General features: G+C 66.4%; 10 protein-coding genes. 2 read left to right on the plus strand and 8 right to left on the minus strand.

Going from position 1 to position 11408, the window contains the following annotated elements; translation table 11 throughout:
• Nucleotides 1-80: 80 nt before the first annotated feature.
• Nucleotides 81-1577 (plus strand): NAD(P)/FAD-dependent oxidoreductase, encoded by a 1497-nt coding sequence (locus KXD98_RS07400; RefSeq protein WP_260762876.1) that lies wholly within the window; start codon nt 81-83, stop codon nt 1575-1577.
• 6 nt (nt 1578-1583) lie between these two features.
• Here the strand turns inward: KXD98_RS07400 and KXD98_RS07405 are convergent, their stop codons facing one another.
• Together KXD98_RS07405 and KXD98_RS07410 are read right to left on the minus strand one after the other, a co-directional pair.
• Nucleotides 1584-2726, minus strand: a complete 1143-nt coding sequence (locus tag KXD98_RS07405) for a hypothetical protein (protein WP_260762878.1) — start codon at nt 2724-2726, stop codon at nt 1584-1586.
• The gene (locus KXD98_RS07410; protein ID WP_260762880.1) at nt 2726-3862 is read right to left on the minus strand and encodes a phosphotransferase family protein; all 1137 of its coding nucleotides are present in this window, start codon (nt 3860-3862) and stop codon (nt 2726-2728) included. The genes KXD98_RS07405 and KXD98_RS07410 overlap by 1 nt, the downstream gene beginning before the upstream one ends.
• Before the next feature lie 48 nt (nt 3863-3910).
• Between KXD98_RS07410 and KXD98_RS07415 the strand changes: the two genes are divergently transcribed.
• Entirely contained in the window at nt 3911-4516 is a 606-nt protein-coding gene (locus KXD98_RS07415; protein WP_260762882.1) for a TetR/AcrR family transcriptional regulator, read from the plus strand.
• 28 nt (nt 4517-4544) lie between these two features.
• Here the strand turns inward: KXD98_RS07415 and KXD98_RS07420 are convergent, their stop codons facing one another.
• The 6 genes from KXD98_RS07420 to KXD98_RS07445 are packed head-to-tail and all read right to left on the minus strand — an operon-like array spanning nt 4545 to nt 11398.
• The gene (locus KXD98_RS07420) at nt 4545-5324 is read right to left on the minus strand and encodes an enoyl-CoA hydratase (protein ID WP_260762883.1); all 780 of its coding nucleotides are present in this window, start codon (nt 5322-5324) and stop codon (nt 4545-4547) included.
• 21 nt (nt 5325-5345) lie between these two features.
• Entirely contained in the window at nt 5346-6920 is a 1575-nt protein-coding gene (gene nuoN / locus KXD98_RS07425) for an NADH-quinone oxidoreductase subunit NuoN (protein ID WP_260762885.1), read from the minus strand.
• Complete coding sequence (locus KXD98_RS07430; protein ID WP_260762887.1) at nt 6917-8482, minus strand: NADH-quinone oxidoreductase subunit M; 1566 nt, start codon at nt 8480-8482, stop codon at nt 6917-6919. Before KXD98_RS07430 ends, nuoN begins: the two co-directional genes overlap by 4 nt.
• Nucleotides 8479-10386: an NADH-quinone oxidoreductase subunit L gene (nuoL, locus tag KXD98_RS07435; RefSeq protein WP_260762889.1), complete on the minus strand. Its 1908-nt coding sequence runs from the start codon at nt 10384-10386 to the stop codon at nt 8479-8481. The genes KXD98_RS07430 and nuoL overlap by 4 nt, the downstream gene beginning before the upstream one ends.
• Before the next feature lie 6 nt (nt 10387-10392).
• Complete coding sequence (nuoK, locus tag KXD98_RS07440) at nt 10393-10692, minus strand: NADH-quinone oxidoreductase subunit NuoK (protein ID WP_260762890.1); 300 nt, start codon at nt 10690-10692, stop codon at nt 10393-10395.
• Entirely contained in the window at nt 10679-11398 is a 720-nt protein-coding gene (locus KXD98_RS07445) for an NADH-quinone oxidoreductase subunit J (RefSeq protein ID WP_260762892.1), read from the minus strand. Before KXD98_RS07445 ends, nuoK begins: the two co-directional genes overlap by 14 nt.
• Nucleotides 11399-11408 lie beyond the last annotated feature (10 nt).

An 11408-nucleotide genomic window follows, 5' to 3' on the forward strand; every position in this document is an offset into this window, starting at 1 on the left:
GGACGCAGAGCGTCGTTTTGCGCGCCCAAATCGCACGAGACCCATATCGTGGTACGTACGCGGACCAAAGGAGGTTGCGGGTGCGCCAGCACGATCACGAGTTCTCGGCACGTCCAGACGTCGATGTCCTGATCATCGGGGCGGGTATCTCCGGAATCGGAGCGGCCTACCGGATCCAGGAACGCAACCCGCAGTTGAGCTACCGGATCCTGGAACGACGCTCGCGGATCGGCGGTACCTGGGATCTGCACCGCTACCCGGGCATCCGCTCCGACAGCGACATCCTGACGCTGTCCTATCCGTGGGAGCCGTGGACCCGGCCCGAGAACGTCGCCGACGGCCCCGACATCCGCAACTACCTCGAGGACACCGCCCGCAAGCACGACATCTACCGCCACATCCAGTTCGACACCAGGGTGCTGGCCGCCGACTGGGATTCGACCACCGATACCTGGACGGTGCAGATCACCCACGACGGTCAGCCCACCACGGTGCGGGGCCGGTTCCTGTTCTTCGCGACCGGCTACTACGACTACGACCATCCGTTCCGGCCCGAATTGCCCGGGCAGGCCGACTTCGCCGGCCCGGTGGTACATCCGCAGCACTGGCCCGAGGACCTGGACTACACCGGCAAGAAGGTCGTGGTGATCGGCAGCGGCGCCACCGCGATCAGCATGATCCCGGCGCTGGTCAAAGATGCCGGGCACGTCACGATGGTGCAGCGGTCGCCGACGTATCTGCTGTCGGGGGAGCGGATCAACCCGGTGGTTCAGTTCCTGCGCAGGATCCCGCCGCGCCGGCTCGGGTACCGGCTGGCATGGCTGTACAACCTGCTGTTCATCGTCACGGTCTACGGGGTGGCTCGCAAAGCCCCCAAGCTGAGCCGGCGCATCATCCGGGCTGTTGCCAAACATCATCTGCCCAAGGGCTATCCGGTCGATGTGCACTTCAATCCCAGCTACGACCCGTGGGATCAGCGACTGTGCCTGATCCTGTCCGGTGACTTCTACGAAGCCATTGCGGGGGGCCGTGCCGACGTGGTGACCGATCGGATCGACCACATCGACAGCTCCGGGGTGGTGTTGGCCTCCGGACAGCGGGTCGAGGCCGACGTGCTGGTCACCGCCACCGGCCTGCAGCTGCAGGCCCTGGGCGGGGTGGCGCTGAGCATCGACGGCGAGGAGATCAAGCCCCAGCAGCGCTTCGTCTACAAGGAGCACCTGCTCCAAGACGTGCCCAACCTGGCCTGGTGCGTGGGCTACATCAACGCATCATGGACGCTGCGGGCCGACCTCACCGCCCGAGCGGTGGCGAACCTGTTGGCGCACATGGATTCCCACGGCTATACCCACGCCTACCCGCACCTGGGCGACGTCGCGATGGAAGAAAAGCCGGCCTGGGACATCAACGCCGGTTACGTGAAGCGCTCGCCGCACGCGCTGCCGAAATCCGGGACACACCGGCCCTGGAACGTGCGGCACAACTACGTGCTCGACGCGATCGACCACCGGTTCGACCGGATCGGGGAATCGATGGTGTTCGGCCGCGCGAAGGTCCCCGAAATCCGCCCCGCCTGACCCGGGTCAGGGTGCGACGGTGAGCCAGTCGGCGAAGCCGGACGGGTCGTGGCGGCCCAGCGCACCGTGCTCGAACAGGCCCCAGCCTTCGCGTTCGACGCCGTCGGCGTCACGACAGATCGCCCGCCCGACGTGGTCGATCACTCCGAACCCGGCCCGGCCGACGATCGCGGGATCGGTCATGTCGTAGGTCAGGCGCTCGGTGAAGTTCTCTCCCTTCCACATCCCGTGCACCCAGTCGGAGTCGCCCCCGTAGCCGCCACCCACGTGGATCGGCACCGCCAGTTTCGACTCGACCTCGAAACGCACCGGACTGCCGTCGAATGCGGTCGCCTCGATGGTGGCACCGGTCGGGATGCGGGTACCGGAGCGGTATCGGACCGTGACCCGGGGCCAGCCCAGCTGCTCGATGCGGCCGTCCTTCCAAATCCGGGTGCAGTCGTTGAGCGACCGGAATCCCGACGGATCCTCCTGCATGATGATCACGATGCCGAAGTCGTCGAACGCCATCGGCACATAGAGCCACCACATGCCCTCGAACGGCGGGTCGTCGGGCCGCCCGGCCGGTTCGGCCTCGCCGACCGGTCGGATACCCCAGGAGCGGTCCCTGGTGCCGATCCAGCGTTCGGGGTCGACGGCGATGTCGGTGCCGTCGACGCTCATCATGCCGCTCCACGTGCCGGCCTGCGCGAACCGTTGCGCGTCGAGGGTGACCCGGGTGCCGCGCCGCATCACATGCGGTTGCTCCTGCACCGGATCGAACAGCCCTTCCCACGTGAGATCGGCTGCGATGCCTTCGGTTTCGTCACAGACGATGCGTAGCTTGCGCAGCGGTTCGATGATCTCGACACGGTAGTTGCCGACGTGCTGGTGCAACCGGTCTGAGTCGATCGCGTCGGACAGATGTACCGCGGTCTGGGTGTGCTCACTGTCGCCGAACCTGCCACTGCCGCGGCGCGACACCAACAGGAAGGCGTCCTTGACGCCGAGGTTGGGGTAGTAGCCGATGCCGGTGATCACGAAGATGTCGCCGGTGCGATCGTGGGCGTTGAAGTACGAACGGTCGTAGAAGTTGCGGTCCGAGGATCCCGGCCACGCGATCGGTTGCGCAACCTGGTGCACTGGGTATTCGTCCATCGGTCCGAGCATCAGCTTTCCTCTCCGATCATCCGCCGCAGCAACGCGGCGTGGTAGAACAACGACTCCGGATCATCGGGCCGTTCGGCCTCGCCGAAACGCACCCGGCGTGCGCCGGTGCGCATGAAGACACAGCACCAGATCACCGCGGAATAGACGTAGAACCAGTCGAGGTCGGTGATCGCCACGCCGGTGTGTTCCCGGTAGGTGGCCAGCACGTCTTCCTCGCGCAGGAAGTCCGGCATGCCGGGCAGTCCGGCGAGTTTGGTCAGTTCCTGAAAGACCATGTGGGCAAAGCAGATCCAGGCCAGGTCGAGTTGGCGCGGGCCGACTGTTGCCATCTCCCAGTCCAACACCGCGACCGGACGGAAGTCCTGGTAGATCACGTTGCCGATGCGCGCGTCACCCCACGCCAACACCGGTTCGGCAGCAGCGACGTCGTCGGGGAAGTGCTCGTCGAGCCAGGCCAGAGCCCGCTCGACCAACGCTGATCGCCCGATGTCGGGCACGGCGAACTCATACCAGCGTTTCAGCCAGCCGAAGTGGCGGTGCAGTGCGGTTTCTCCGGGCGGATCACAGTCCTGCAGGAAGCCGAACACCTGCGCGGCCTGGGGAATGCTGTGTAGCGAGGCCAGCACCTCGACGGTCTTGTCCTGAACCTGGCGCTGCTGTTCGGGGGAGGCGTCGAAGAGCCAGTTACCGCCGAACGGGTAGGGCATCACGTCGGGTGGCACCACCCCCTCGACCCGGTCCATCAGGAAGAACGGCCGACCGAGCACATCTCCGGTGGTTTCCAGCCAGCGCACCCGAGGCACCGGCACATCGGTCAGTTCGGCGACCAGCCGCATCACCTCGTGCTGGTGGTCGAGCCGGTAATGTTCGAAGACGGGGACGTCGGCCTCTGCCGGCGCCACTCGGGCCACCCACTTCTGCTCGACCGGAGCGCCGGCCTGGTGCCAGCGTCCGGACAGCAGGATCGTCTCGGAGGACATGCCGTTGCTGTCGACACCACTTTCCACGGTGATCTCCGGCGCGACATCGGGCAGCACCGTCGACAGCCACTGCGACAATGCCGCCGGCACATCAGACATGTCGCGGCTGGACCGCTGCAGGCGTTCGACGTCTTCGACTGATGGTTCACTGCTCACAGATGAGTCCTTTCCCGCCCACCAAATTACGATACGATGGGTAGCGTTATGAAAGCAGAACCGTCCGCGGCTGACAAGAGCTCCGGGGCCGGACGGCCCAGGGATCCACGCATCGACGCTGCCATACTGCGCGCGACCGCGGAGTTGCTTGTCGAAATCGGTTACGCCAACCTGACGATGGCCGCGGTCGCCGAACGGGCCGGAACGACCAAGACCGCGCTGTATCGCCGGTGGTCCAGCAAAGCTGAGTTGGTGCACGAGGCCGCGTTTCCGGCCACGCCGTCGGCGATCGAATCGCCGCCCGGGGATTTCGGCTCGGACCTACGGGCGATGATCGAGGTGACGCGCGATGTGTTCGTCACCCCGGTGGTGCGGGCCGCGCTGCCGGGACTGATCGCCGACATGACGGCCGACGCCGATCTGGCCGGCCGGGTCGCCGCCCGCTTCGGCGACGTGATCGTCGCGCTGCGGGAGCGTCTCGACGAGGCCATCAAGCGTGGCGAGGTGCGCAGCGGGGTGACGCCGGAACGTCTGGTCGACATCATCGGCGGGGCCACCCTGCTGGCCGTACTGCAATCTCCGGATGACCTGACCAGCGGCGACTGGGTGGACAGCGTCACCGAGATCCTGGTGCGCGGCGTCACCGCACCCTGATTGCCCCTCGGTGCTCGCTCAGCGGTCCTCAGCGGGGTGCGATCTGGCCCTTGTTGCGCTCGGTGACCGCGTCGAACCGTGCTGCGATGCCGTCGAGGTCGCGGTCCGCGCTCGTCGCGATCTGCTCCTCGGCGGCCAGCGCCGGATCGATCACCGCAGCCGCCCCGCGGGTGTAGATCTGCTTGAGTCCCCGCATCGTCGCGCGCGGCACCTCGGTGATCTGCGCCGCCAGGTCCACCGCCCGTGCCAGCAGCTGCTCGTGGGCCACCACCTCGGTGACCAGTCCGATGCGTTCGGCCCGCGCGGCGTCGACCACCTCGCCGGTCATCGACAATCGACGTGCCATCGCCGCGCCGACGATCTGCGGCAGCCGGGCGGTCATGCCACCGCCGGGCAGGATGCCGACCCGCGCGTGGGTGTCGGCGAACACCGCGCGGTGTGAGGCGATCAGGAAGTCGCAGCCCAGGGCCATCTCCAGACCGCCGGTGAAGGTCGCGCCGTTGATCGCGCCGACCACCGGGGTGCGCATCGCGGCCACCGCCGCGATGCAGCTGTAGCGCTGGAACTCGTCGAAGTACGCCATGCCGTCGCGGGCCGCTTCCTTGAGGTCGATGCCCGCGCAGAACGCCGGATCGGTGCCGGTGAGCACGACCGCCCGGACCGACTCGTCGGCGTCGGCGGCGGTCAACGCGTCGTAGACGGCGCGAATCAGCTCGCGGCCCAGCGCGTTGCGTGCCGATGGACGGTTCAACGTGATCACCCGTACCGCGTCCACATCGGCGGTCAACGCGAGTTGTTCAGCGGTCATGCGACGTTGGTAGCACAGCGATCAGAGGAACCGGTCCGCCGAGTTCACCAGGTCGAGCAGCGGCTGGGGCAGCGCGCCCAGCGCGAAGGTGACTGCCGCGGTCACGGTGACGACGGCCGTGGTCACCGCCCCGGGTACCACCACCTCGGGCGCGTCGTCTGGTCGTTCGGTGAAGAACATCAGCACGATGACCCGGACGTAGAAGTACGCCGCGATCGCGCTGGCGACCACGCCGACCACCACCAACGGAATCGCCCCGCCCTCACCCGCAGCCTTGAACACCGCGAACTTACTGACGAAGCCGCTGGTCAACGGAATCCCGGCGAACGCGAGCAGGAACAGCGAGAACACGATCCCGACGACGGGGTAGCGCCGTCCCAGACCCGCCCAGTGCGCCACCGCGCTGTCTTCCTCGCCGGCGGCGTCGCGCACCAAACCGACGATCGCGAAGGCTCCGACCGTCGAGAACCCGTAGGCGAACAGGTAGAACAGCGTCGAGGACAGACCGGCCTCGGTGCCGGCGATCACACCAGTCAGGATGAAGCCGGTGTGCGCCACCGCGGAGTAACCCAGCATCCGCTTGACGTCGACCTGGGTGACGGCCGCGACGGTGCCGACCGCCATGGTCAAGATCGCCACCGCCCACAGCACCGGGCGCCAGGCGGTGTGCAACTCGGGCACCGCGACGTAGAACAACCGCAGCAGCGCCCCGAACGCGGCGATCTTGGTCGCAGCGGCCATGAACGCGGTGATCGGCGTCGGAGCGCCCTGGTAGACGTCGGGAATCCAGGAATGGAACGGAACGGCGCCGACCTTGAACAACACCCCCACCAACAGCAGGGCGATGCCGACCAGGGCCAGCGACGTCGTGCCCTCCCCGGCGGCTACCGCGTCGGCGATGCCGGGCAGTTTCAGCGTGCCGGCGTACCCGTAGAGCATGGCTGCGCCGTAGAGGAAGAATGCCGACGAGAACGCGCCCAGCAGAAAATACTTGAGCGCAGCTTCCTGGGACAGCAGTCGACGGCGCCGCGCCAGACCGCATAGCAGATACAGCGGAAGCGAGAGCACCTCCAATGCGATGAACATCGTCAGCAAGTCGTTGGCGGCCGGGAAGATCAGCATGCCGCCGGTGGCGAACAATGTCAGCGGGAAGACCTCGGTCTGCACGACTGCCGCCCGGGTCGCCGCCTGTTCTGCGACACTGCCCGGCACCGTGGAGGCCTGCGGGGTGAACCCATCGAGCCCTCGATCGTCGTGCGCGGACTCGCCGCCACCGCCGACCTGTCGCTGACCGATCAACAGCACACCCAACACGCCGACCAGCACAATGGTGCCCTGCAGGAACAACGCAGGTCTGTCGATGGCCAGCGCGCCCATCACGGCCAGCGAACCGCGCTCAGCGCCCAGGTCGCGCGCCACCAGGACGACCGCGACGAACGCGGCCGCCAGCGCGCCCAGGCTCAGAATCACCTGTGCGCCATAACGACTGCGGCGCGGCAGGAAGGCTTCGATGAGCACACTGAGCACGGCGGCGCCGAACACGATCAGCATCGGAGAGATCAGACCGTATTCGACCGACGGGGTGACCGGGTTCATCGCAGCGGTCCTTCCGCGATCGCGGGCGGTGGATCGGTTTGGCCGATGGAGGTCAGCGTGTGCCCGACTGCCGGATCGATCACGTCCAACGCCGGTTTGGGATAAACCCCGAGAACCACGAGCAGCGCGATCAGCGGTGCGACGACAGCGATCTCGCGTGGTCGCAGATCACGCAATTCGGCATTGCCCGGGGTCACCGGCCCGGTCATCATCCGCTGGTACGTCCACAGGATGTAGATGGCGGAGAGCACCAGCGCGCCGGCGGCCAGCACCGCGAGTATCGGATAACGGACGAATGTGCCGATCAGAACCAGGAATTCGCTGATGAACGGTGCCAGCCCCGGCAGCGACAGCGTCGCCAAGCCGGCGATGAGGAAGGTGCCTGCCAGCACCGGCGCCACCTTCTGCACGCCCCCGTACGCGGAGATCAGTCGCGAACCCCGCTGTGATACCAGGAATCCCGCGATCAAGAACAGCGCGGCGGTGGAGATGCCGTGATTGACCATGTACAGCGTGGACCCGGACTGGCCCTGGGAGGTCATCACGAAGATACCGAGGATGATGAAGCCGAAGTGCGAGATGGAGGTGTAGGCGATCAACCGCATCACGTCGGTCTGGCCGATCGCCACGATGGCACCGTAGACGATGCCGATCACCGCCAGGGTGATGATCAGTGGCTGGAAGTAGGCGGCGGAATCGCCGAACAGCGGCAGGCAGTAGCGGATCATGCCGAACGTGCCGACCTTGTCCACCACCGCCATCATCAGCACCGCGCTGGCCGGGGTCGCCTCCACCGCCGCATCGGGCAGCCAGCGGTGCAACGGCCACAGCGGCGCCTTGATCGCGAACGCGAACATGAACCCGCCGAAGATCAGGTGCATGACCACCGGGTTGAGCACAAACTCACCACCGGTGACCGCGGCGACGATCGCGCGGAAATCGAACGTGCCGGCGTCGAATGCCGGACTGGCCGCCGTCGCGACGTAGAGACCGATGACCGCGGCCAGCATGATCAGACCGCCGAACAGGTTGTACAGCAGGAACTTCACCGCTGCCGCACTGCGCCGTGCGCCGCCGAAACCCCCGATCAAGAAATACATCGGGATCAGCATCGCTTCGAAGAACACATAGAACAGCAGGATGTCCAGGGCGAGCAGGGCGATCAGCACCATACCCTCGACGGCCAGCGTCAGCGCGAAGTAGATGTGCACCGACCTTCCGCCCCAACTGGATTCATCGCGCGCATCGTTCCAGCCGGCGACGATCAGCAGCGGAACCAGCATCGCGGTCAGCACCACCAACGCCAATGCGATCCCGTCGACGCCCAGGATGTAGCCGGTGCCGAAAGATGGGATCCAGCGGTAGTTCTCCACGAACTGGAACTGCTCACCCGCGGGGTCGAAGCCGGCCACCACCACGGCGGTGACGGCCAGCACCACCAGCGACACCGCCAGGGCCACCCCTTTGGCCAGGTGGCGCGCCGCCGGCGGGAGCAGCATCACCGCCAGTGCGCCGACCATCGGAACCACCCACAGCACCGTCAGCCACGGAACGCCCGTCACAGGGTCACCGCCAGGATCAGCGCGATCAGTAGGGCTGCCCCGATCAGCATCGCCAACGCATAGGAGCGGGCGAAGCCGGTCTGCAGCCGCCCCAACCCACCCGATATCCGGGCCACCGCGTTGGCCAGTCCGGCGCCGACGCCGTCGACGGCCTCGTCGTCGATCTCGACCAGGCCCCGGGTGAGCGTGGCTCCCGGAACCATGAACGCTCTCTCGTTGAATATGTCGCCATAGAGATCACGACGTGCGGCGACAGTCAGCGCCGAAGCCTGCGGTGCCACGTCGGGGACCGGTCGGGACCCGTACATCCGGTAGGCCACCCCGATGCCGATTGCCACCACCGACAGCACGATCGCCGTCACCACCCACACCGGCAGCACGTGGTGGACCTCCTCGAAGCCGACAACCGGTTCCAGCCAATGCTCCAGGGTGCCGCCGATCGCCAGCGCGGCGCCGGAGGTCACCGACCCGACTGCCAGCAGGATCATCGGCCACGTCATCACCGCGGGCGCCTCATGCGGATGGTTGTCCTTGTCCCACGGCTCATTTCCCGTCGCTTCGCTCGCCCAACGCTTCTCTCCGAAGAACGTCATCAGCATCACCCGCGTCATGTAGAACGCGGTGATGCCGGCACCCAGAATCGTCACCGCACCGAGGACCACGCCTTTGACGCCGCCGGCACCCAACGCGGCCTCGATGATGCTGTCCTTGGAGAAGAACCCGGCCAGCGGCGGAATGCCGATGATGGCCAGATAGCCCAGACCGAAGGTGGCGAAGGTGATGGGTAGGGCTCTGCGCAGACCGCCGTAGCGACGCATGTCCACCTCATCATCCATCGCGTGCATCACCGAACCCGCACCGAGGAACAGCCCGGCCTTGAAGAAGCCGTGGGTCAGCAGATGCATGATCGCGAACGCGTATCCCACCGGGCCCAGTCCCGCCGCGAGCACCATGTAGCCGATCTGGCTCATCGTCGAGGCGGCCAGCGCCTTCTTGATGTCGTCTTTGGCGCATCCGATCACCGCACCGAACAACAACGTCACCGCGCCCACGATCACCACAGCGGTCTGCGCATGCGGGGCCAGGTCGAAGATCGGTCCCGAACGCACGATCAGGTACACACCCGCGGTGACCATCGTCGCGGCGTGGATCAGCGCCGACACCGGTGTCGGGCCCTCCATCGCATCCCCGAGCCAGGACTGCAACGGCACCTGCGCGGATTTCCCGCACGCCGCCAGCAGCAGCATCACACCGATCAGCGTCGACATGTTCTCGCTGAGTTGCGGTGCGGCGCCGAACACCTCGGTGAACGACACCGCGCCGACCGCGGTGAACATCGCCATCAGCGCGACGGCCAATCCGATGTCGCCGACCCGGTTGACCACGAACGCCTTCTTCGCCGCAGTGGCCGCCGACGGCTTGTGCGCCCAGAACCCGATCAGCAGATACGACGCCAGGCCCACGCCTTCCCAGCCCAGATACAGACCGAGGTAGTTGTCGGCGAGTACCAGCACCAGCATGGCGGCCACGAACAGGTTCAGATAGCCGAAAAACCGCCGGCGGTCCGGATCATCGGCCATGTAGCCGATGGAGTAGATGTGGATCAGCGAACCGACCCCAGTGATCAGCAGCACGAAGCACATCGACAGCTGATCGAGTTGCAGTCCGAAATCGACCCGCAGATCGCCGACCGGGATCCAGCTGAACAACGTCTGCCCGACCGCACGCGTGTCAGCGGTGCGCCCGGCCATGTCGATGAACAGCGCAGCGGCGCAGCCGAAAGAACCCAGCACCGCGCCGGTCCCCAGCAGATGACCCCACCGATCGGTGCGTCGGCCACCCAGTAACAGGACCAGCGCACCGATCAGCGGCAGTGCGATCGGCAACCACACAGGAGGAGTCATCTGGTCTCAGTGCCTCAGCAGATTCGCCGCGTCGACGCTGGCCGAGCGCCGCGTCCGGAAGATGGTCATGATGATCGCCAGGCCGATCACCACTTCACAGGCGGCGACCACCATGGTGAAGAACGCCACCACCTGACCGTCGAGGTGTCCGTGCATCCGGGAAAACGAGACGAAGGCCAGGTTCGCCGCGTTGAGCATCAGCTCGACACACATGAACATGACGATGGCGTTGCGCCGCAGCAGAACTCCGGCCGCCCCGATGGTGAACAGCAGCACCGACAGATAGAGATAGTTATCGGGGCTCATCGTGGCCTCCGTTGGCTTCCGGCACCGGACGGATCTGCAGGATCGCGCTGACCGACAGGTGCGAGCTGGTGCCATCGGGCAGCCGGGCCGGCATATCCACCGCGTTGTGGCGGGCGTACACCCCCGGATTGGGCAACGTGGTGGGGTGCCCGCCGGGAGCGAAACGTTCGATCGCCAGCTCGCGTTGGGTCTTGCGGTGGGCGAGACGTTCCCGGTGTGCCAGCAGCATCGCCCCGAGCGTGGCGGTGATCAGCAGGGCACCGGTCAGCTCGAAGGCCCACAGGTACTCGGTGAAGATCAGCGCCGCCAACCCTTCCACGTTCCCGCCGGCGTTGGCTTCGGCCAGCCCGGTGACACCGTTGACCGAGACGGTGCCGATCCCGGCGATCAACAAGATTCCGAAGCCCACACCCACGATGATGGCGGCAACACGTTGTCCGCGAATCGTTTCCACCAGCGATTCCGAGGAGTCCACACCGATGAGCATCAGGACGAACAGGAACAGCATCATCACCGCGCCGGTGTAGACCACCACCTGCACCACACCGAGGAACGGGGCGTCCTGGGCGATGTACATCACCGCCAGCGCGATCATGGTGCCGGCCAACGAGATCGCCGAGTACACCGCCTTCGGCGCGGCCACCACGCCGAGCGCGCCGACGACCGCCACCACCGCCAGTACCCAGAACAGTACGGTTTCACCCACGAATGTGCCT

Source organism: Mycobacterium sp. SMC-4 (assembly GCF_025263265.1).
In the GTDB taxonomy this organism is placed as follows: Bacteria; Actinomycetota; Actinomycetes; order Mycobacteriales; family Mycobacteriaceae; genus Mycobacterium.